A 20,450-nucleotide genomic window follows, 5' to 3' on the forward strand; every position below is an offset into this window, starting at 1 on the left:
GAAGCACCATGCAAGATCAACTGGAAAGGTTGCCGGTCCCGGTCCCGGTCCCTGCCAAGCCCGTGACGAGCAAGCCTGCCGCCGCGTACCCCGCGTACCGGCTGCCCGAACCGCTGGCCGAATTGCTGTCCAAGCTACCGTCGTATCCCGCCTCCTGGCTGTTCGTGCAAGGGTTGAATCGCTTGCTGGCACCGCAATTGCCCGACGACGTGCGGCGCAGCCTGGAAGGGCGCAGCCTGCGCCTGCGCTTGCTCGATGCGGGCATCGCCTTCGATTTCGAGTGGCAGGGCACAGTGTTCGTGGCCGAACGTTATGCCGACGTGCCGCACTTGTGCATCGCCGCCAGCGTGCATGACCTGATGCTGCTGGCACGGCGCCAGGAAGATCCGGACACCCTGTTCTTCAGCCGTCGCTTGAGCCTGGAAGGCGATACCGAACTGGGCCTGCTGTTCAAGAATACGCTCGACGCCATCGCGCTGCCGCCGTTCGACTTGCAGGCGCTGAAACCGCGCCGCGTGCTGGCGTATCTGTGCGACCTGGCGGCGCGGGAAGGCTGAGCGTAGAAGGGGGGAGGCGCGCGCAGAAGGGCTCGACTCGGCGTTCAGTGACGGCATTGGCCGCAGGCGCCGCTGCAGGACGGCAGTTGTTTCTCATCGGAGGCCTCGGCCATGAAGCCGGCGTCGTTAATGGCCACCAGCAGGCGTTCTTGCGTGGCTTGCCGTTCGTCAAATTGTACCGTGGCGCCCTGGCGCGCCAGCGAGACGCACACGGTGGCCACGCCCGTGACCGCTTCGAGCGCGCCCGTCAGCCTGTCGGCGCAGCCTTCGTGATCCATACCGATAATATTCAAGCGCGCTGTCTGCATGGCTTCCTCTTGTTTTTAAATAAATAAACAGCGTAGGCGAGGACTGCACATGCCGTCCAGAGCCGCACGCAAGATTTATAATCTATTTGCGTTTTTATTGAGCTCGATTAATTGACACCTTCTCGCGCAGTCTGAAAAATATTGCCTTTTATGCACGCTTGCGCTACTCGATGCGATTTGCGTGCCAGCCACATCAGGCAATAGTGCAGGCTGCAATAGACATCCGTGGATATAATTGTTATTGTGAAAGTATAAACATGGCAAGCCCGTGCTTTCCCCTCATTCACTGACTGGACGCTACATGGGTATATTGCAAGGGCATTTATCATTATTGCTGGCCAGCGCGCTGGGTGCGGCGATGCCCGCGCAGGCACAGCTGCCAGCGGGCGCACCGTTGAGCTTTGACGAAGCGCTGCAGCAAGCAGCAAAGGTTTCGGGCACCGTGCAGGGCGCGGCGCTCGACGTGCGCGCGAAAACATTAAAGGCCGAAGCGCTGTCCAATATCGACGGCCCCTCCGTCGATTTGACGGCATTTCGCGGTCGCTTGTCGACGGACTTCAATATTGATACCAGCGGCTTGGTGGGCGGCATCGAAGCGGTGCTGCCGCCAATGCCCGGCTTGCCCACGCCGCATATCCCCAATTCCCTCAACCGCGCAGTGGTGACGGATCTGACCTCGTTCGGCTTGCTGGGCATGTGGCCCATCTACACTGGCGGGCGCCTCGATGCCGTCAAGGGCCTCGCTTCCAGCCAGACGCTGGCCGCGCAAGCGGAGCGCACGGAAGCGGAAGAACAGTTGGCCACCCTGGTGGCGCAGCGCTATTTCCAGTTGCTGCTGGCCAAGCGAGTGGTGGCCGTGCGGGCCGAAGTGACGGTCGGCGTGACGCAACACCAGCGTGACGCGGCCAGGCTGGAAAAGGGCGGCCTGATTTCGCGCGCGCAACGCCTGCGCGCCGACGTGGCCTTGGACAGCGCTCGCAGCGATGAAGCGCAGGCGCGCAGCGACGCGGAAATCGCGCAAGTAGCGCTAGCCCGTTTGCTCGCCGTCAACACGCTAGTGCGGCCCAGCACGCCGTTGTTCGTCAACAGCTTGCCGGTCGGGAGCTTGCAATCGTTCATTAGCACGGGCATGCGCGAAAATGCGAACTGGAAAAAAATCGACAGCAAGCGCATGCAGGCTGAGCAAGCCTTGAAGCTGCACGGCAAGGAGTACGCGCCCACCGTGTTTGCCATCGGTAACTACAATCTAAATCGCGGCCAGATGGTGCGCTCGAACTGGGCCATCGGCCTGGCCGTATCCGTGCCGCTGGTGCATCGCATCAATACGGGCAAGATGACCGCCGCCGCCAAGCTCGACCAGGAGCGGGTGGAAGTGGTGGCGCGCCAGGCCGAGCGCGACATTCCCACCCTGATCGAGAAAAACTGGCGCGCGCTGGAAAACGCGCGTATCCAATACCTGTCCACGGCCTCGTCGGTGGAGCTGGCGCGCGAAAATATCCGTTTGCAAACAGTAGCGTTCCAACAAGGACAAGTGACGTCGCTGGAAGTGGTCGATGCGCGTCTGAACTTGGCCAAGGTGGAAACCCAGCGCGCGCAGACGGCCTATCACTATGTGATGGGGCTGGCGCAATTGCTCGAAGCGACGGGCGAGACGCAGCGCCTGGGCAGCCTGGCCGCCGCGGCCGATATCCAATTACCTGTGGACAAAGAATAATGAGTACCTCCAAAAAACCATGGGCCTTCGGCACCGCCGCCCTCCTCATTCTCATCCTGGCCTTCGTGGGCTGGGGTCTGTACCAGGCGTTCCAGCCGCAGCGCCTGCCTTTGCAGGGGCAGATGGATGCGCAGGAAGTCAATGTCTCGTCAAAAGTGCCGGGCAGGGTGGGCGAACTGTATGTCACGCTGGGCCAGACGGTGCCGAAAGGCGAACTGCTGTTTCAGCTGACGAGCCCGGAAGTCGATGCGAAGATCGCGCAAGCGACGGCCGCCACGCAGGCAGCCGACGCCGTGGCAAAGAAGGCGCAAGCGGGCGCGCGGCCAGAGGAAGTGCGCGCCGCCAAAGCCAACTGGGAGCGGGCGCAAACGGGGGCGACCATCGCCAAGACTACCTTTAGCCGCGTCAGCAATATGTTCGAGCAAGGCGTGATCGCCGAGCAGAAACGTGACGAGGCGCAGGCGCAATGGCGCGCCGCCGACCAGCTGGCGCAAGCGGCACGCGCGCAATATGACATGGCGCAACAGGGTGCCCGTGCGGAAGACAAGACGGCCGCTGCTGCCCAGGCGCGCCAGGTGGGGGCGGTGCTGACGGAAGCGCAAATCGCGCTGGCGGAAACGAAGATCGCCGCACCGGTGGCCGGGCAAGTGAGCAAGATCCAGATACAGCCGGGCGAACTGGCGCCGCAAGGTTTTCCTGTCATCACCTTGGTGAACCTGGACGATGCCTGGGCCGTGCTGCAGGTGCGCGAAGATGACATGGCGGCGTTTGCCATGGGCAGCACGCATGCGGCCAGCGTGCCAGCCTTGCAGCAGCAAGTCAGTTTCAAGGTCAGCTCGGTGGCCGTGCTGCCCGATTTTGCCACCTGGCGCGCTGCCCGTCCGGGCGGTACGGACTTGCGCACCTTCGAGATACGCCTGCGTCCCGCCATCAAGGTCGAGGGCTTGCGTCCGGGCATGTCGGTCGTGTTTCCCCCGCTCCGATAGCCGATGAGCGAGCCTGACAAAGAGCGGCCGACGGCGCTGGCACGCGAATGGGGACGTTTGCGCGGCGACTTCTGGGATGTCGGCATGCTCAGCTGGATTCCCGTGTTGCTATGCGCCATCTTGTGGTTGGTGTTTTCTGCCGGCATCGCACGCGACTTGCCCATCGTCGTCATCGATAACGATAACTCTGCCTTGTCGCGCCAGCTCACGCGCTGGCTCGACGCTTCGCCCGGCATTGAAGTCACGGCGAAAGTGGCGTCCAGCGATGAAGCCCTGCACCGCCTGCGCGAACGCACGGCGTTCGGCTATCTGCTGATCCCGAATGATTTTGAACAGAAATTGCTGGGTGGCCGCCAAGCCACCGTACAGTGGTTGTACAACGCGCAGTTTTCCTCGCACGCGGGCGCCTTGCTGCGTGATGTGCGCACGGTCAGCACGACCTTGTCAGCCGGCATCGAGATGACGGCGAGGATGAAAAAGGGCATGTCGCCCGTACAGGCGGCGGCCCAGTTCGAACCGATACGCACCACGCTGAATAGTTTGTACAATGAAAATGTCAGCTATGAAGCGTTTTTGACCCTGGCCCTGATGCCAGCGATGCTGCAGATTTTCATCGTCGTCGCCGTCGTCACCTCCATCGGACGCGAGTTGCGCGACGCCACGGTGCCGCAATGGCTGGCCTCGGCCAACGGTAGCTGGCTGCGCGCCGTCGGCGCCAAGCTGCTGTTTCCCCTCATCGCCTACAGCGCGCTGGCGCTGCTGTACTTGCTATTTTTCAGCCTGGCGCGGGACTGGGCCGTAGCGGGCAGCTTGCCGGCCTTGCTGCTGAGCATGTTGTTGCTGGTGCTCGCCTATTGCGCCCTGGCGACCCTGCTGATAGCGGCCACCGTGTCCCTGCGTCTGGCCCTGTCGGGCGCGGCCTTCATCACGGCACCGGCTTTCGCGTTTGCGGGCCAGGCCTTTCCCTTGATGGCCATGCCGGCGCCGGCTCGTGCCTGGGCGCAAGCGTTGCCGCTCACGCATTATCTACAGCTGCAAACGAAGTACTGGCTGGCCGGCGCGCCGTGGCGCTATGGGGTGCAGGAAATGCTGATACTGGCCGCTATCACCATCGGCTGCGGCGTGCTGGGTGTATTTCTGCTGGCGCGTCGCGCCAATAGCCCGCAAGCATGGGGGCGCACATGAGTAGCTGCTGGTCAGCCTTTCTTGCCACCTGGCGCGCCATGCTGACGGACAAGGGCGCGCTGACGTTGCTGTTTGTCGGCGGCATTATTTACTCTTTCTTCTATCCGCTGCCATACGCGACGGAAATCGTCCAGCGCGTGCCCGTGGTGATCGTCGACCAGGACCGCAGCGCCATGTCGCGCCAGTTGACGCGTTTTGCCATGGCCCATCCGTCGCTGCAGGTGCTGGCCGTCACGCCGGAATTGCCCATCGCGCAAGATTTATTGTGGAGCGACAAGGTCATGGGCGTGTTGATCCTGCCCGATGGCTTGCAGGCAGACGTGCTGGCCGGCCGCACCGCCCACGCGCAGGTGGCCGGCAATGGCTTGTATTTGATGCTCAACAAGGTCGCCTTGAACGGCCTGGCCGAAGTGGTGGGGACGGTGTCGGCCGGTATAGAGCTCAAGCGTTTGGGCGCGGGCACACCGTCCGCCATCGAGGCCAAACAGCAGCGCTCGCCCATCGTCTTGGCCGCCGTGCCCCTGTTTAACGTCAAGGAAGGTTATGGTGCCTATGTCGTGCCCGGTGTAGCGACATTGATCGTGCAGCAAACCTTGCTGATCGGCATGACCATGCTGTTCGGCACCTGGTTTCAGCACCAGCGTTTTCCCCTCGCGGGCCGACGCACGGCAGGCGGCTACGCAGGCATGCTGCTGGCGTTTGCCTGCGTGGCATTCATCAACTGCTGCTATTTCTTCGGTTTCGTTTTCTGGTTCCAGGATTACCCGCGCGGCGGCAACTTCGGCGGCATGCTCTTGCTGCTGGTGCTGTTCTCGCTGGCGCAAGCGGCTTTCGGCATGCTGCTGGGCATGCTGTTTCGCACGCGCGAACGGGGTACGCAGTTGATGATCGCCACCTCGATGCCCGTGCTGTTCCTGGCCGGCCTGACCTGGCCCGTCTCGTCCATGCCCATGGTGCTGCAATGGCTGCGCTGGCTGCTGCCATCGACGGCCGGCATCCAGGGCTTTGTCGCGCTCAATCAAATGGGCGCCTCGCTGTATGACATCGGCCATGAAGTGGCCGGTTTGCTGTGCTTGCTGGTGGCATGCGTGGCGCTGGGCTGGTGGCGCTGGCGCAAGCAGGAGGAAGCCGTGGTCGATGTGAACAAGGCGTAGTGGGAACGATATGCAATAATTTCGTACCCGGGGTCAGCCCCGCCGGGTCTGACCCCATTTAAAGCAAACGAACCATGTCCGCCTTCCATTTGTTCCAGCGCCTGTCGCAAGCCCCCACCAAGCCCAAGGCCGTGCCCGCCGCGCGGCAGTTCGACGTGGCGGACCTGTACCAGGGCCCCATCGCGCTGGGGGCGGAAGGCGAGGCGCAAGCGCGGCCTTTCGATGAAAAGCTGCGCCAGGCCTATTTCTGGATCGTCAACCACGCCATCATCAGCCCCCATTACGATATCGAGTACAACGATGGCCCGTCGCAGACGTATTCGGTGGGCGACAGCCGCCGCACCCTGAACTTGCCGTCGGCGCAAAGCTATTCCAGTTTTATTTTGCTGCCGCTGCTGACGTTCGCCACGCGCCGCAAATGCCTGTTCGTCGGCGGGCCGGGGCGGGGCAAGACGGCCAGCGCGCTGCTGATGGGCGTGCTGGCCGGTTCCACCGTCAAGGAAGTCAAACGCGCCATGCAGCATGGCCACCCGCAGATGACGGTGGCCGACTTGCTGGGCAATCCGCTGCCGGCGGACCTGGTCAACGCGCAAAGCATGGACGATATCCGCATCGCCTGGCGCGCCTGGCTGGGCATGCGCGTGAAAATCGTCGATGAATACAACCGCATCCCCACGCGCACGCAAAGCGCGCTGCTCACCGTCATGGGCGACAATTACGCGGAAGTGCTGAACCATATTTACGAATGCCCGGAAGCGGCCTGGTATTTGACGGCCAACGACGACCAGGGCGGCGGTACGTACCAGGTGATCGAAGCGCTGCGCGACCGGGTCGACGTGACGGTGCAGGCGCTGGCTTTCAATCCGCGCTTCCTGAATGAACTGCTGCTGCGCGTGGAAGAAAACGTGCGGCCCGAAGAACTGGTACCGCCCGATATCATCTTCACGGAAGGCGAGGTGGATCAAATTGGCGAATCTATCCGCCAGGTGGGCATACCCGACGCCGTGCGGCGCCGCCTGGAATTTTTCGCCAGCCAGTTCGAGCTGTTCGAGACGGCCGGCGGCCAGTTCGAATACATGACCAAGGATACGGCGCGTCTGGCTGGCGCCGACCGTGGCGCCGCGCAGGCGGCCGACAATGGGCGCGACCGCCTGAAGGACCTGGGCTGCCAGACCTTGAATGGCATCTCCGTGCGCACCCTGATGGCGCTGCTGATCTACGCCAAGGCCATGGCCTACTTCCGCGGTAACGGCGAGGTGGAGCTGGAAGACTTGCGCCAGGTGCTGCCCTTCGTCCTGCATAACAAGCTGCAGCCGGACCCGGACGCGCCATTTTTCGCGCTGCCCGAGAACGCCGCCTACCGCAGCGACAGGCTGGGCTGGTTGCGTCGCCTGTTCGACTTGTCGAACGATGAATTCAACCGCCTGGACCTGGACCGCGATGATCCGGTGGGCGTGCTGTCGGCCGAATTCGACCTGGGCCTCGATGGCGTCAGCGAGCGCGAGACACTGGCACGCCTGAACCGCATCGAAAAGCTGATCGGCGAACGCACCAAGGGGCGCAAACTGTATGGTCCCCTGTATGACGATCTGCTCAAGCTCAAATACCTGCACCAGCGCTATACGAATTACCGTAGCTGGCTGCGTTCGCAATGATTTACGCTCTGAATATGGATCACTGCCGAGGGTATCTCGGCGCGCTTGAGAGGCTGAACAGCGAGGCCGGCGACCTGTGCGCAAGCTACGAGCTGCAGCGCCTGCCGGACGCGCCCGACCTGCTCACGGCGCTGGGCATGCGCGTGGAAGAGCATGCCTTGCACGTCATCGAGCCCGCGCGCGACTTGCCGGCGCCCCTGTGGCACCTCAAGGTAGCACCGTGCGGGCGCGCACAGCTGGAGCAGGTATGCCAGCGCTGGTTCTTCTCGTCGGCCCACATGCAGACGGCGCCGCCGGGCCGTTTTCGCGCCTGCCTCGTCGACGCATTCCTCGAAGCGCTGGACATGTCGCTGGCCGGATTCACAGTGCATGTCGTGAAGATGGCGCCGCCACCTGGTTTCTGGTACGCGATCCACTGGGACGAGATCGCTTTCGAACTGGGGGATGAACGCTATCTGCTGCACTTCTCGCACAGCGATTGAGGAGCGGCGATGATCTCTCCTGCCTTTGCCTCGATACTCGCCGGCGGCCGCGCCCAGTTCAACGGCCGCGCTGCGGAAGCGCGCCGGCGTTTTCCATCGCTCGACATGGCCGCCTTCGGCGCTTTCCTGCACGATGGCGTCGATCCGCTGGTAGTGGCCGTAGCCGACGCTGCGCCTGAGCGCGCAGGCGGCGTCACCCTGGCCGCCTACGACATGGCTCTGGAGCTGGTGGGCCACGGCTTGGCGGGGCCGACGGCGAAAAATTTCTTCCTCAACACCGTCTGGCGCGAACTGGCACCGCAATTTTCCCCTCTGCTGGCGACGGCGCCCGTCGAGGTGCTGGGCATGCTCAGCAACGCCGCCATCCACATAGCCTCCGTGGCGGGCGCGCGTCCCGCGCAGTGGCAGCGCGAGCTGGCCGCCCTGGCAGCGCAGATCGCCACGCTGGCGCAGCTGCGCGCCGTTGGCCAGGTGCTGGCCTGGCGCGCCGGTGTCGCGCATTTCCGCCTGGGCGCGCTGGCCGCCGCCGATACCTTGCCGCCAGCCTTGGCGCTGGCCGCCTTTGGCGAGCCCGGTGCGCAGTGGCCGCAGGTGCATGCGCAGTTGCTGGCGAATCCCTGGCGCGGCAATGCCGAGGGCAGGGATTTCGGCAGCTTCAGCGGCCTCGGTGGTGCTTTCGGCACGCCGCCGCAAGTGCGCGCGACAAAGGACGGTTTTGTCGTGCGCAGCGCCGAGCGCCACTACCTGCTGGTGGCCGATGCCTGCGGCGCCGTGCTGCACAGCGCCACGGCGCAGGAGTTCGAGCAGGCGCCAAACGAGCTGCCATCGTCCGTGCGCGTCGATGGTGCGAGCCTGCATATCGGCGCGCGCAGCATCGCGCTCGACCTACCGGGCGGCGACATCGCGCTTGCCGCCAATGCGCATACAGTTGCCATCACGTCGCCGTGGACGCACGCGATCCGCTTGCTGCCGCGCGCATGAAGAAGGACGCTGAACCCGCCCTGATCGACGCCTGGCAGGCTGCCTGGCCCGAGGCCCTTGCCGTGTGGAGCAAATTTACGCGCTTGCGCGACCCGAGCCTGTGCGCCAGCGGCGTCAAGGCCAGCAAGAAGGGGCTGTCCGGCAGCTTCGCCATGATCCGTTTGCTGGACCAGAGCATCGTGGTGGACTTGCCGCTGGTGACGGAGCTGGGGCTGAACGACTATGCGCTGGAAGTGCTTGCGCATGAAATCGGCCACCATATCCTCGCGCCGGGCAGCGCCAGTGACCAGTTCCGCCTGCTGGCGCGCATGCGCCGCGCCTTGCCCACTTTGGAACAGCACGCGCCCATGGTGGCCAACCTGTACACGGACCTGTTCATCAACGACCGGCTGCAGCGCCAGGCAAATTTGCGCATGGCCGACATTTATCGCAAGCTGCAACAGGGCCGCGAGCCTTCGCCGGACGGCAAGGCCAGGGCCAGCGGCGGCGTGTGGACCCTGTACATGCGCATCTATGAAAACCTGTGGCAGCTGGAAAAGGGCGAGCTGGGTGGCGCCAATGTGGATGAGCGCCTCGATACGGACGCCTGGCTGGGCGCGCGCCTGGTACGCGTGTATGCGAATGACTGGATGCTGGCGGCGGGGCGCTTTGCCACCTTGCTGTTGCCGTACCTGGTGGACGACACGGATGCCTTGGGTGGCAGTCTTGACCCCAGCCGCTACCTGCAGGACACACGCGACGCGGCCCGTGGCTGCCAGACGTATGGCGCGCAGCAGATCGAGGATGACGAAGAGGGCGGCGCCATCCATCCCGTGCACGACAAGCGCATCTCCGGCCTCGATGGCGAGGAGCCGCAAGCCGAGGCGCCGGCCAGGCCGGGTAGCGGCCAGTTGCGCGAGCCGTTCGAGCTGGGCGACATTTTGAAGGCCTCGGGCATCAACCTGAGCGACCATGAGATCGCTATCCGCTACTACCGCGAGCGCGCCTTGCCGCACCTGGTGGCGTTTCCCAGCCGCCCCGCGCCCGAGTCGCAGGAGCCGCAGATGGAAGGGCTGGAAGCGTGGGAAATCGGCGACCCTTTGGAAGACATCGACTGGCTGCAATCGGTGATGCAGTCGCCGCGCCCCGTGCCCGGCGTGACCACCATGCGCCGCGTGGTTGGCCGCGAACCGGCGCGCGCCATCGACGCCGTGCCCGTCGACCTGGACATGTACGTGGACAGTTCCGGCTCCATGCCCAACCCGCAGGCGCACACCTCGTTCCTGACCCTGGCTGGCGCCGTCATCGCCTTGTCCGCCCTGCGCGCTGGGGCGAAGGTGCAGGTGACCTTGTGGAGCGGCAAGAATGAGGTGATGCAGACGCCAGGTTTCGTGCGCGACGAAGACATGATCCTGGGCGTGCTGACGGAATTTTTTGGCGGCGCCACCTGTTTCCCCATCCACTGTCTGCGCAAGACCTTTGCGGGCAAGCGCGAACGGCAAGCGCATATTCTGATGATTTCCGACGACGGCATCACCACCATGTTCGACGACGATGAACTGGGCAACAGCGGCTGGGATATTTCCGCCAAGGCGCTGGCGCAGGGCGGCGCGGGTGGCACCATGGCCCTGAACCTGGAGCGCGGCTGGGATGGCGCGGCCAGCCACACGTGGCTGCAGCAGACCTATGAAACCCTGAAACGCGCGCGCCGCGAACAGGGCTGGGATATCCACGCCGTCGAGCGCTACGAAGACTTGCTGGACTTTGCGCGTGCGTTCAGCCGCAGGCATTATGTGAAGCGTTAAATAAGATGAATATACGCAGCAGAATGCCGTTGGGTTGAGGTAATGACATCATGATGCAAATCGGTCCCCACCTCGAAACCCTGACCCACCGCCTGGCCGACACCCCCGTCGAGTTCCTCGCCGAGCCCCGCATCGCCGGCGTCGCCAACGCGCAGGCGGTGGCGGTTGCTGCACTGGTCAACGACATTTTGCTGCTGCATGGCACCCGCGCGCCGGCCGCGTCACTGCAGGGTTTTATCGGCGCGCAAGTGAAGGCGGACCGCAATCGCCTGGCGCTGGCCATGATCTTGTGCTGGCTGCTGGCCGACGAGTGGTTCATCGGCCAGCAATTGCGGCACCAGGATTTGCTGCAGGTGCTGGGCGAGACGGCACGCGAACTGGCCGCCGCCACGCCAGCCCACCAGTTCACGCACGACCCGGAGCGGCGCGAGGAGCTGGCGCGCATCGTGCTGGCGCGCCTGGCCTTTCGGCCCCGTGACGAAAGCGTGGCGCAGGCGACGGACAGATTGTCCGCCATCAGCGGCACGGAGCGCCGCCGCCTGCTCGAAGCGAGCCGGCTAGCCGAACAGCGCGCGCGGGAGATCCGCGAGGCGCTGGCGAAGAAGGCGGCCGAGGAATCGGCCGACAAGTGGTCGCGCGAATGACGCCCGCTGGCAAACCTGATGTCAATCTGCCGGGCGGCGCCTGGGAATCGGACCGCGACTACTGTCCCACGCTGACGCAAGCGGGTGCGCGCATGCTGGAAAAACTGCGCAGCCATCCTTGCGCGCCCCAGTACCGCAACCGCAGCGGCAACAAGCTGCTGGCCGGGGAGGTTGAAGCGCTGCGCGCCTATGAGCAGGAAGTCATGCAGGCGGTAGTCGCTTGGAGCGCGGCCGCGCCGCCATCCTGGCTGCCGGATTTTCTCAGGGCGACTTATGCCACGGTGCCCTACTATCGTGCCTGCGGTTCGCCACCGGCGCGTCTCATCGATGCAACGCCCATCAGCCGGGCCGAATTGGCGCACGATATCGCCGCCTTCGTGCCCGACAATGCGGACTTGGCGCGCATGATCAATTTCCAGACCGCGGGCACCACGGGCCACCCGTTGCTGATCGCTTCGCACCCGCTGGTGGCGGGGCGCTACCTGGCCTTCCACAAGCGCGCGCTGCGGCGCTTTGGTGTGACCTTGCGCCATGGCGCGGGACAGGTGGGCGTCATGCTGCTGGGGCATCAGCGCCGCTGCTTCACCTATGTCTCCGTCACGCCCACGATGGACGAATCGGGCCTGGCGAAGATCAACCTGCACGTGGACGACTGGCGCGAGCCGGACGACCGCGCGCGCTACCTGGACGCCATGGCGCCCGAATTGATCGCGGGCGACCCTATTTCGTTTGCCGAGCTGCTGACCTTGTCCATGACGCACAAGCCGGCCGCGCTGCTGTCCGTGTCGATGATGCTGTTGCCCGGCATGCGGGCGCGCCTGGAAGAACGTTTCGGCTGCCCCGTGCTCGACATCTATTCGCTCAATGAAGTGGGTCCCGTGGCCGTCTACGACGAACAGGCGGGCGGCCACGTGCTGCTGCAGCACCGGCTGTACGTGGAAATCCTCGACAGGGAAGGGCGGCCCGTGGCCGACGGGGAGCGCGGCGAAATCACCGTGACGGGCGGTTTTAACTTTTGCCTGCCCCTGGTGCGCTACCGCACGGGCGATTACGCGTCGCTGACGCATGGACCGCACGGTCCCGTGCTGGTGGGCCTGGCGGGGCGCAGCCCTTTGCGCTACAGGATGATCAACGGCGAATGGATCAACAATATCGACATCACGCACGCCCTGAAGCCGCTGGCCATCGCCCTGTTCGGCGTGCACCAGCAGGGCGATGGCAGTGTCGTGCTGCGCCTGGCGCCGGGCGCCATGCCGCAAGCCGATCGGGCGCGCACCTTGCTCGCGCCCTTTTTCGGCGCCATTACGGTCGAGACTTTGCTGGCGCAAGACAAGATCATTCAATACACCTCGGATTTGCAGGAAGCAGCGGCATGAACCTTTATAAACGCGGCCTCGTGGTAGGCAAATTCTGCCCGCTGCACAAGGGCCACGAACTGTTGATCAATCGTGCGCAGGAGGCCTGCGAAGAGTTGCTGGTGCTTAGCTACACCAAACCCGAATTTCCCGGCCTGGACCCGGCGCGCCGGGAACGGTGGCTGCGCGCGCAGTTCCCGCAGGCGCATATCGTCGTGCTGGACGATGCGCGCCTGGCCGCCCTGTGCGCGGTGCGCTGCGTGCCTGCGCGTTCGCTGCCGCACAATGACGACGAGGGCGACGAGCATCGCCACTTCATGGGCTGGCTGTGCTGGACGGTGCTGGCGCTGCCCGTCGATGCCGTGTTCAGCAGCGAAGACTATGGTCCCGGCTTTGCGGGCGTGCTGGAACGGCATTACGCGATGGGAGCGGTAGCGCATGTCAGCGTGGACCCGGCGAGAACGCTGGTGCCCGTGTCAGGCACCCTGGTGCGACAAGACCCGCAGGCGCGCAGCGCCTTCCTGTCACCCATTGTGCGCGCCGATTTTGTTACGCGCGTGTGCGTGCTCGGAGGCGAATCGAGCGGCAAGACGATCCTGACGCAGGCGCTGGCGCGGCATTTCGAGACGGAATGGGTGGCCGAATATGGCCGCGAACTGTGGGAAAGCCAGGATGGCGTGCTGGCCTATGATGATCTGCTGAAGATCGGCCGGGAACAGCTGCGCCGCGAAGCGCAGATGCTATTGGCCGCGCAGCGCTGGCTGTTTTGCGATACATCGCCCCTGACCACCTATTTTTACTGCATCGAGATGTTCGGCAAGGCCGAGCTGGAGCTGGCGCAGCTGGCCGAGCATGGCTACGACCTGGTGCTGTTGTGCGCGCCCGATTTTCCCTTCATTCAGGACGGCACCCGCCGCGACGGGAATTTCCGCGCGCGCCAGCATGCGTGGTATCAGGCCGAGTTGGCGCGGCGGGGGATCGCCTTTGTCAATGTGTCAGGTTCGGTGGATGAGAGGATCAGGCAGGTGGCGCAGTTGCTGGCGCCGCGATAGCCGGAAATATGGCGCTTGCCAGCGTCAGTGCGGGAGACGAAAGGCGGCATCATCGAGGGCGGCGGTCGCCACCCTGAACAAGCTTGATGCGACGCTGCCCACTGAACTGAACTGAACTGAACTGCGGTGCGCGGGCAGCCCAGGCAGCGGAAGGGAGCGACATGCCGCCGGTGATGGCATGCACAGCCCTCCGGACTACATGTTTCTTAGGCCGCGCTCAAGGCCTGTTCCAGGTCTTCGCGCAAGTCGTCGATATGCTCGATGCCGACCGACAGGCGCAGCATGTCTTCGGACACGCCCGCCTTGGCCAGTTCTTCGGCATTGAGCTGGCGGTGCGTGGTCGACGCCGGGTGGGTGGCCAGCGACTTGGCGTCGCCGATGTTGACCAGGCGCGTGAACAACTGCAGGGCGTCGAGCACGCGGGCGCCGGCCGCGCGCGGATCTTCGTCAGCTGCCAATTTCAGGCCGAAGGACAAAATGCCCGAGGCGCGGCCTTGCATGTATTTTTTCACCAGCGCGTGGTCCGGGTGGTCTTCCAGGCCCGCGTAGTTGACCCAGGCGACTTTCGGATGCTGCTTCAGGTGCTTGGCCAGGGCCAGCGTGTTATCGCAGATGCGGTCCATGCGCAGGGCCAGCGTTTCGATGCCCTGGATCAGCTGGAAGGCGCTCAAGGGCGAAATCGCCGCGCCCATGTTACGCAGCGGGACCACGCGCGCGCGGCCGATGAAGGCGGCGGGCCCAAAGGCTTCCGTGTAGACCACGCCGTGATATGACACGTCCGGTTCGTTCAGGCGCTTGAAGCGCTCCTTGTGCTCGGCCCACGGGAATTTGCCGCTGTCGACGATGGCGCCGCCCACGGTGGTGCCGTGGCCACCCAAGTATTTGGTCAGTGAATGGACGACGATATCGGCGCCATGTTCGATGGGGCGGAACAGATACGGGCTGGGCACGGTGTTGTCGACGATCAGCGGGATACCGTGCGCATGCGCGATTTCGGCCAGTTTCGCCACGTCCGTGACATTGCCCAGCGGGTTGCCGATCGATTCGCAGAAGATGGCCTTGGTGCGGCTGTCGATCAGGGCGGCGAAGGTCTCGGGCTGGCGCGCGTCGGCGAAGCGCACTTCGATGCCGATCTGCGGCAGGGTGTGGGCAAACAGATTGTAGGTGCCGCCATATAGTTGGCTGGCGGAGATAAAATTGTCGCCCGCTTCCGTGATGGTCTGGATCGCATAAGTAATGGCTGCCATGCCCGAAGCGACGGCCAGCGCGGCGACGCCGCCTTCCAGCGCAGCAACCCTCTTTTCCAGCACGTCTTGCGTGGGATTCATGATGCGCGTGTAGATATTGCCAGCCACTTTCAAGTCGAACAGGTCGGCGCCATGCTGGGCATTGTCGAAGGCATAGGCCACTGTCTGGTAGATGGGGACGGCGGCGGCCTTGGTGGTCGGGTCGGGGGTGTAGCCGGCGTGCACGGCCAGGGTTTCGATTCTCATGTGGTCTCCGGTGTCGATGGTGTGCGGTGGTGAAATCCGCAGCCATTGTGCCATGCGCACCTTAACTCATTGCAACGCTTGATAGAATATTAAGTCATAAGCTAGTGCTGTCTTGATATAAGTCATGCAGTTCTGCCAGCGCGATGAAACGTTCATGCGTGCCACGCTGCGCGCAGGCAAACGCGCCGCCGATGGCGCCGCGGCGCATGGCCTCGTCCAGCGGTCGTCCATCGAGCCAGGCATGCAAAAAGGCGGCCACAAACGAGTCGCCCGCGCCATTCGTGTCCACCACGGGCAGCTTCAATCGCGCCGCCGGAGTGTGGCGCACGGACGCGCTGCCCCGTTCCAGCACATACGCACCCTGCGCGCCGGCCATGGCGATGACAGCCTGTGCGCGTCCCTGCGCGACTATCGTGCGCATGACCGACTCCGTGCGCTCGCCCAGCGCGGCCGTACTGAGAAAGACCAGGTCGGCGCGCAGCGCAAAGACCTTGTGGTGCGCGTTGATTCCATCCCAGTCGTGCAAATCGGTCGATACCGTCGTGCCGCACGCTTGCGCGTCGGCAAACAGTTCGGCCACCCAGCCCATGATGGAAAAGTGCGCGTGGCGCGCCGGTCTCAGGTAGGGAAGATAAAAGGCGGCCGGCATGCGTACGTCTTGCCGATGGCGGCCGTCGTACAGCGACAGCCGGCGCCCTTGCGGGTCGACCAGGTTGACGCTGCGCCGCGTGCCAGACGGTTCGACGATGTGTGAAAAATCGAGCTTTGCCTCTTTATAGCGCTGCAGGATGGCCGCGCCTTGCGCGTCGTCGCCGATGAAGTCGATGAACTTGCAACGCAAGCCCAGCGCATGGCAGCCGAGCGCCACGCCATTGCCCGTGTGCGCCACGTAGTCGTGGATGGGGGGCACGTGCACGGAATCGGCGACGGGCAATTGCAAATCGGGGACGCGTACGATGGTGTCGATGCCGGCGCCGCCGACCACTACTATGTCATAGGTACTCATGGTGCAGCTTTCTCCAGCAGGACGGTGCCGGCCGCGTTCACGGCGACGGCGCCATCTTTGACGATATAGGTTTGATTGGCGTAGGCGTCGCGCAGCAGGGCGCCATCGGCGAACACGCCGTGCACCTTCAGGTCGAGCGCGCCTTGCGCTTCGGGCACGGCGATGACGGCGTCGTCCTTCATCACGCGGGCAAACGCATACGGTTTCTCGTCGATCAGGCGATGCTCGCCGCGCGCCAGGGCAGGGTGGCGCAGACGGAACTGGCCCAGCTTGCGCGCATGCGCCAGTATGGCCGCATCCATGGTTGTCCAGTTCATGTCGGAGCGCGTGGCCTGCTGTTCGTCGCCGATCGGTGCCGCGCCAGGCTGGCGACCGCTTTCATCGCCGTAGAACAGCTGCACGCCACCGGGTGCCAGCAACAGGGCGGACAAGCCATGTTTCAGTTCCTTGCGCGGGAACAGGCTGGTATCGTGCGAAGAGATATACGACAGGATGTCGTAGCGGGGACTCTTATTCAGCAAGCCCGCGTACCGGCGGTAGACGCCATCGATGCTTGCCCAGTCGCCGCCGGCGCGGTGTTGAAAGTCGAAATTGATCATCGAGTCGAAGCCGGCATCGAACCAGCTGCTGCGTTCGGGGCCATGGCCCCACGCTTCGCCCGTCATCCAGAACGGCGCGTCATCAATCTTTTGCTGCGGATGGCGCGCCTTCCAATCCATGAGGGCATCGGTGGCCGCCGCGCGCAGGGCTAGCCAGCTGGCCGGCTCCACGTGCTTGACGGTGTCGGCCCTGAAACCGTCGACGCCGAATTCGCGCACCCAGTCGGCCAGCCAGTGGACCAGGTAAGAACGTACTGTCGCATCGGGCAGGGCCACGGCGCGCGTGTCGCTTTTACGCTGCAGTATCGGTGGCAAGCCCACGGCTTTGCCGCTCTCCGTGCGGAAGTCGGGCAGATAGGCCAGTTGCATGGTGACATCATCCTGGCCGCCCTCGCGATAGCCGGGCAGGCCCGCGCGCACCCAGTCCGGGCCCCACCACTGCGCGAATGCGACGTTGTTGTAGTCGATGAAGCTGTGATAATCACGCAAGCCGGCCTTCTCGTGGCCGGGCCACAGCACGGGCACCTTGTATTGCGCCAGGGTGCGCAAGTCCGCGTAGCCGGGGTGGTTCAGCACCACGTCGAACAGCACGCGGATGCCTTGTGCGTGCGCCGTGTCGATCATCTCGCGCAATTGTTCGCGCGTGCCCATGCTGGCGTCCATGGTGGTGTAATCGAGCGCCCAGTAGCCGTGGTAGGCGTAGTGCTGGAATTGCTGCTTGCCGCCCACCACCCAGCCGTGTATTTGCTCGTACGGCGCCGTGATCCACAGGGCGTTGACGCCCAGGTCTTGAAAATAGCCGGCTTTCAGCTGTTGCGTGATGCCGGCGATGTCGCCGCCGTGAAAGCTGCCGACATCGCCGCCTTGCGGATCGGCCGCGCGGCCATAACTATGGTCGTTGCCGGGATTGCCGTTGGCGTAACGGTCCGTTACGACGAAGTAGACGATGGGGTTGTCGGAGAATTTTTCCGAACCCTCGCTCCCTGCGTGCGCCGAAGCGCACAGGAGCAGGGCGGTCAGCGTCGTCAGGGAGCGTCGCATGGTCAGCCCTTCACGCCGCCAGCCGTCAGGCCCGAGATCATCCATTTTTGCGCCAGCAGGAACACGGCCGTGATGGGCAGGCCGGACAAAATGGCTGCCGCGGCGAAGTCGCCCCACAGGTATTTTTGCTCGTACAGGAACAGTTTCGAACCGACGGCCAGGGTCAGGTTGTTCTGTTCATGCAGCAGTACGGAGGCGATCGGATATTCGATGATGGCGCCGATGAAGGACAGCAGGAATACCACCATCAGGATCGGTACCGTCATCGGCAGCAGCACGTAGATGAACGCCTGCCATTGCGTGGCGCCATCGACCTTGGCCGCTTCCTCGATTTCGATGGGGATGGTTTGATAGTAGCCCTTGATGGTCCAGATATGCAGGGCGATGCCGCCCGTGTAAGCGAGCACCAGGCTGCCGTGGTGGTCGATGCCCAGCCATGGCACGTAGTTACCCAGCACATCGAAGATGGCGTAGATGGCCACCAGTGCCAGCACGGCGGGGAACATCTGCAGCAGCATCAGCGCCGACAGGGTTTGCGACTTGAAGCGGAACTGCATGCGCGCGAACGCATATGCGCAGGTGGTCGACAGCAGCACGGTGACGGTGGCGCTCATGCTGGCCACCTTGATGGAATTCCATAGCCACAGCAGCACGGGGAAGTCCGGCTCGACCAGGGTGCCGTTGGGCGCCTGGTAAGACATGCCCAGCGCCAATCGCCAGTGCTCTAAGCTGATCTCGGGCGGGATCAAACTGCCCGAGGCGAAGTTACCGGGCCGCAATGAGATCGACAAGATCATCAGGAAGGGAAACATCACCAGCGCGATCAGCGCGATCACGGCGACGTGGGCCGCCAGGATGCGCCAGCGGTTGGAACGGTCGACAACGATAGCCATTACTGTCCTTTATGCTTTGTTCATGCGCGTCAGGCGCATGTTGACCAGCGAAATCGCGGCCACGAGGAAGAAAATCAGGGTCGAGATGGCGGCGGCCAGGCCAAAGTTCTGTCCGGAATCCACGAACGCGATGCGGTAGGTATAGGACACGAGCAAGTCCGTCGTGCCGGCCGGTAAGGTGGTGTCGAGGAAATCGGGACGCCCGCCCGTCAGCAAGCTGATCAGCACGAAATTGTTGAAGTTGAAACCCAGGCTGGCCACCATCAAGGGCGTCAGCGGCTTGATGATCAACGGCAGGGTGATCTTGAAGAAATTCGTCAGCGGTCCCGCGCCGGCCAGAGCCGAGGCTTCGTACAGGTCCGACGGAATCGCCTTGATCAAGCCCATGCACACGACCATCATGTAGGGGTAGCCGAGCCAGGTGTTGACGATCAAAATCATGGCCTTGGCCAGCGTGGTGTCGGAGAACCAGGCGGGCTTGATGCCGAACAGGGCGTCGAGCACGAGGTTGATTTCACCAAAGTTATTGTTGAACAGCCCCTTGAAGACCAGGATGGAAATGAAACCGGGCACGGCGTACGGCAGGAACAGCAGGGTGCGGTACAGGCCGCGGAAGCGCAGCGCATCCCAGTTCAAGAGCACGGCCAGCACCATGCCCAGGCCCGTCGTGGTGGCCACGCTGATCAAGGCGAAAACGATGGTCCAGACGAAAATGCGCAGGAAGGGGCCGCGGAACGCTTCGTCGGAAAAGATCTTCACGAAGTTGGCGAAGCCCACGTTGACCTTGAAGCCCGGTTCCAGTTTCGTGCCATCGGGCATTTCATAAAAGCCTGTTTTGAAGTTCGGTTTGACCAGTTCGCCCGTGGCGATTTTTTTCAGGGTTTTGTCGGGCAGTTGCTTGTAGACATGCGCGACGGGGCCGAATTCGCGCAAACCGACCATGCGCAGCTCGATCTTGTTCGGCATGACGAGGGTGAGCTGTTTCAAATCCTTTTGCAGCGCGATGATGTCCTTGATGGGCAGCGGCGGGACCAGCACGGGCGCCTGCACGGGGTCGGCCGGCGCCACCTCCACGGTCAAAGGTACGGCGCGCTTCAGGGCCAGCGGCTCGGACAGCAGCACGTCGCCCGTGTCCGGGCTTTCCAGGCGCAAGCGATATTGCTTGTTGTCCTGGTGCACGGTCAGCGCGTAGCCCGTGCTTTCCACGCGCTGCGTCTCGTCGAGCAAATATTGCGTGGCCCGCTCATAGGTGAGCAGGTTGCGCGAACTGAAATTGGTAAAGCCGATCGACACCGTGTACACCATCGGCAGCAGCACGAAGACGATGACCGCCGTGATGCCGGGAAACAGATAACGGTAGGCATAGGCGCGCGGCGACGTGAAGACAAACGTCGTCAGGGTCAGCAAGCCGAGGAAAACGGCGGCCAGCATGGTCTGGCCGGAAATGTACAACATGAAGAGCAGATACAGACCCAGCGCCATGCTGATGGTCAATACCGTAGGGCCGATAAACTTGCGCACGATGGATACCTGTAATGATACGTAGGTCGGATTAGGCCCA

18 protein-coding genes are annotated in these 20,450 nt (G+C 63.6%); 12 read left to right on the forward strand and 6 right to left on the reverse strand.

Translation table 11 applies throughout. From position 1 onward, the window contains the following. Nucleotides 1-8 precede the first annotated feature (8 nt). Nucleotides 9-557, forward strand: coding sequence for an SCP2 sterol-binding domain-containing protein (locus tag H4V96_RS08010; RefSeq protein WP_196857138.1), 549 nt, complete (start codon nucleotides 9-11; stop codon nucleotides 555-557). A 44-nt stretch (nucleotides 558-601) separates the two neighbouring features. On the opposite strand, the gene H4V96_RS08015 is transcribed toward H4V96_RS08010, so the two are convergent. After that, the gene (locus H4V96_RS08015) at nucleotides 602-865 is read right to left on the reverse strand and encodes a heavy-metal-associated domain-containing protein (RefSeq protein WP_010397035.1); all 264 of its coding nucleotides are present in this window, start codon (nucleotides 863-865) and stop codon (nucleotides 602-604) included. A 301-nt stretch (nucleotides 866-1,166) separates the two neighbouring features. Here H4V96_RS08015 and H4V96_RS08020 point away from each other — a divergent pair, with 301 nt between their 5' ends. The 11 genes from H4V96_RS08020 (at nucleotide 1,167) to H4V96_RS08070 (ending at nucleotide 13,857) form a co-directional block, all read left to right on the forward strand. Next, nucleotides 1,167-2,579: a TolC family protein gene (locus tag H4V96_RS08020; protein WP_280720844.1), complete on the forward strand. Its 1,413-nt coding sequence runs from the start codon at nucleotides 1,167-1,169 to the stop codon at nucleotides 2,577-2,579. Next, nucleotides 2,579-3,565 carry an HlyD family secretion protein gene (locus H4V96_RS08025; protein WP_196857137.1) on the forward strand — a complete coding sequence of 329 codons (987 nt, stop codon included), beginning with the start codon at nucleotides 2,579-2,581 and terminating at the stop codon, nucleotides 3,563-3,565. The genes H4V96_RS08020 and H4V96_RS08025 overlap by 1 nt, the downstream gene beginning before the upstream one ends. A gap of 3 nt (nucleotides 3,566-3,568) precedes the next feature. Beyond that, nucleotides 3,569-4,750 carry an ABC transporter permease gene (locus tag H4V96_RS08030; protein ID WP_196857136.1) on the forward strand — a complete coding sequence of 394 codons (1,182 nt, stop codon included), beginning with the start codon at nucleotides 3,569-3,571 and terminating at the stop codon, nucleotides 4,748-4,750. After that, nucleotides 4,747-5,904 (forward strand): ABC transporter permease, encoded by a 1,158-nt coding sequence (locus H4V96_RS08035; protein ID WP_196857135.1) that lies wholly within the window; start codon nucleotides 4,747-4,749, stop codon nucleotides 5,902-5,904. The genes H4V96_RS08030 and H4V96_RS08035 overlap by 4 nt, the downstream gene beginning before the upstream one ends. Nucleotides 5,905-5,978: 74 nt before the next feature. Beyond that, entirely contained in the window at nucleotides 5,979-7,559 is a 1,581-nt protein-coding gene (locus H4V96_RS08040) for an AAA family ATPase (RefSeq protein ID WP_196857134.1), read from the forward strand. 14 nt (nucleotides 7,560-7,573) lie between these two features. Next, nucleotides 7,574-8,041: a hypothetical protein gene (locus tag H4V96_RS08045; protein WP_280720845.1), complete on the forward strand. Its 468-nt coding sequence runs from the start codon at nucleotides 7,574-7,576 to the stop codon at nucleotides 8,039-8,041. Between the two features lie 9 nt (nucleotides 8,042-8,050). Beyond that, nucleotides 8,051-9,022, forward strand: a complete 972-nt coding sequence (locus H4V96_RS08050; RefSeq protein WP_280720846.1) for a hypothetical protein — start codon at nucleotides 8,051-8,053, stop codon at nucleotides 9,020-9,022. After that, the gene (locus H4V96_RS08055) at nucleotides 9,019-10,806 is read left to right on the forward strand and encodes a VWA domain-containing protein (RefSeq protein ID WP_196856053.1); all 1,788 of its coding nucleotides are present in this window, start codon (nucleotides 9,019-9,021) and stop codon (nucleotides 10,804-10,806) included. The genes H4V96_RS08050 and H4V96_RS08055 overlap by 4 nt, the downstream gene beginning before the upstream one ends. 53 nt (nucleotides 10,807-10,859) lie before the next feature. Next, on the forward strand, nucleotides 10,860-11,450 hold the full coding sequence (locus H4V96_RS08060; RefSeq protein WP_280720847.1) for a hypothetical protein: 591 nt from the start codon (nucleotides 10,860-10,862) through the stop codon (nucleotides 11,448-11,450). Beyond that, nucleotides 11,447-12,826: a capsule biosynthesis protein CapK gene (locus H4V96_RS08065; protein WP_280720848.1), complete on the forward strand. Its 1,380-nt coding sequence runs from the start codon at nucleotides 11,447-11,449 to the stop codon at nucleotides 12,824-12,826. The genes H4V96_RS08060 and H4V96_RS08065 overlap by 4 nt, the downstream gene beginning before the upstream one ends. After that, nucleotides 12,823-13,857 carry an AAA family ATPase gene (locus H4V96_RS08070; RefSeq protein WP_196856051.1) on the forward strand — a complete coding sequence of 345 codons (1,035 nt, stop codon included), beginning with the start codon at nucleotides 12,823-12,825 and terminating at the stop codon, nucleotides 13,855-13,857. The genes H4V96_RS08065 and H4V96_RS08070 overlap by 4 nt, the downstream gene beginning before the upstream one ends. 206 nt (nucleotides 13,858-14,063) lie before the next feature. On the opposite strand, the gene H4V96_RS08075 is transcribed toward H4V96_RS08070, so the two are convergent. From H4V96_RS08075 to malF, 5 genes are all read right to left on the reverse strand, one after another. Next, a complete protein-coding gene (locus tag H4V96_RS08075) occupies nucleotides 14,064-15,350 on the reverse strand; it encodes an aminotransferase class I/II-fold pyridoxal phosphate-dependent enzyme (protein ID WP_196856050.1) in 1,287 nt (428 codons plus the stop codon). Between the two features lie 94 nt (nucleotides 15,351-15,444). Then, nucleotides 15,445-16,356: a PfkB family carbohydrate kinase gene (locus H4V96_RS08080; protein WP_196856049.1), complete on the reverse strand. Its 912-nt coding sequence runs from the start codon at nucleotides 16,354-16,356 to the stop codon at nucleotides 15,445-15,447. Beyond that, the gene (locus H4V96_RS08085; RefSeq protein WP_196856048.1) at nucleotides 16,353-17,996 is read right to left on the reverse strand and encodes an alpha-amylase family glycosyl hydrolase; all 1,644 of its coding nucleotides are present in this window, start codon (nucleotides 17,994-17,996) and stop codon (nucleotides 16,353-16,355) included. The genes H4V96_RS08080 and H4V96_RS08085 overlap by 4 nt, the downstream gene beginning before the upstream one ends. A gap of 2 nt (nucleotides 17,997-17,998) precedes the next feature. Next, nucleotides 17,999-18,889, reverse strand: coding sequence for a maltose ABC transporter permease MalG (gene malG, locus H4V96_RS08090; protein WP_010397069.1), 891 nt, complete (start codon nucleotides 18,887-18,889; stop codon nucleotides 17,999-18,001). Between the two features lie 9 nt (nucleotides 18,890-18,898). Beyond that, entirely contained in the window at nucleotides 18,899-20,410 is a 1,512-nt protein-coding gene (gene malF / locus H4V96_RS08095) for a maltose ABC transporter permease MalF (protein ID WP_280720849.1), read from the reverse strand. Nucleotides 20,411-20,450 lie beyond the last annotated feature (40 nt).

The sequence above is a fragment of the Janthinobacterium sp. CG_23.4 genome, assembly GCF_029892305.1.
GTDB lineage: Bacteria > Pseudomonadota > Gammaproteobacteria > Burkholderiales > Burkholderiaceae_D > Janthinobacterium > Janthinobacterium lividum_D.

Excerpts from the sequence above, each read along its gene's own strand:
- H4V96_RS08010 (WP_196857138.1), top strand. The coding sequence starts at position 9 with ATGCAAGATCAACTGGAAAGGTTGCCGGTCCCGGTCCCGGTCCCTGCC.
- H4V96_RS08015 (WP_010397035.1), bottom strand. The coding sequence starts at position 865 with ATGCAGACAGCGCGCTTGAATATTATCGGTATGGATCACGAAGGCTGC.
- H4V96_RS08020 (WP_280720844.1), top strand. The coding sequence starts at position 1,167 with ATGGGTATATTGCAAGGGCATTTATCATTATTGCTGGCCAGCGCGCTG.
- H4V96_RS08025 (WP_196857137.1), top strand. The coding sequence starts at position 2,579 with ATGAGTACCTCCAAAAAACCATGGGCCTTCGGCACCGCCGCCCTCCTC.
- H4V96_RS08030 (WP_196857136.1), top strand. The coding sequence starts at position 3,569 with ATGAGCGAGCCTGACAAAGAGCGGCCGACGGCGCTGGCACGCGAATGG.
- H4V96_RS08035 (WP_196857135.1), top strand. The coding sequence starts at position 4,747 with ATGAGTAGCTGCTGGTCAGCCTTTCTTGCCACCTGGCGCGCCATGCTG.
- H4V96_RS08040 (WP_196857134.1), top strand. The coding sequence starts at position 5,979 with ATGTCCGCCTTCCATTTGTTCCAGCGCCTGTCGCAAGCCCCCACCAAG.
- H4V96_RS08045 (WP_280720845.1), top strand. The coding sequence starts at position 7,574 with ATGGATCACTGCCGAGGGTATCTCGGCGCGCTTGAGAGGCTGAACAGC.
- H4V96_RS08050 (WP_280720846.1), top strand. The coding sequence starts at position 8,051 with ATGATCTCTCCTGCCTTTGCCTCGATACTCGCCGGCGGCCGCGCCCAG.
- H4V96_RS08055 (WP_196856053.1), top strand. The coding sequence starts at position 9,019 with ATGAAGAAGGACGCTGAACCCGCCCTGATCGACGCCTGGCAGGCTGCC.
- H4V96_RS08060 (WP_280720847.1), top strand. The coding sequence starts at position 10,860 with ATGCAAATCGGTCCCCACCTCGAAACCCTGACCCACCGCCTGGCCGAC.
- H4V96_RS08065 (WP_280720848.1), top strand. The coding sequence starts at position 11,447 with ATGACGCCCGCTGGCAAACCTGATGTCAATCTGCCGGGCGGCGCCTGG.
- H4V96_RS08070 (WP_196856051.1), top strand. The coding sequence starts at position 12,823 with ATGAACCTTTATAAACGCGGCCTCGTGGTAGGCAAATTCTGCCCGCTG.
- H4V96_RS08075 (WP_196856050.1), bottom strand. The coding sequence starts at position 15,350 with ATGAGAATCGAAACCCTGGCCGTGCACGCCGGCTACACCCCCGACCCG.
- H4V96_RS08080 (WP_196856049.1), bottom strand. The coding sequence starts at position 16,356 with ATGAGTACCTATGACATAGTAGTGGTCGGCGGCGCCGGCATCGACACC.
- H4V96_RS08085 (WP_196856048.1), bottom strand. The coding sequence starts at position 17,996 with ATGCGACGCTCCCTGACGACGCTGACCGCCCTGCTCCTGTGCGCTTCG.
- malG (WP_010397069.1), bottom strand. The coding sequence starts at position 18,889 with ATGGCTATCGTTGTCGACCGTTCCAACCGCTGGCGCATCCTGGCGGCC.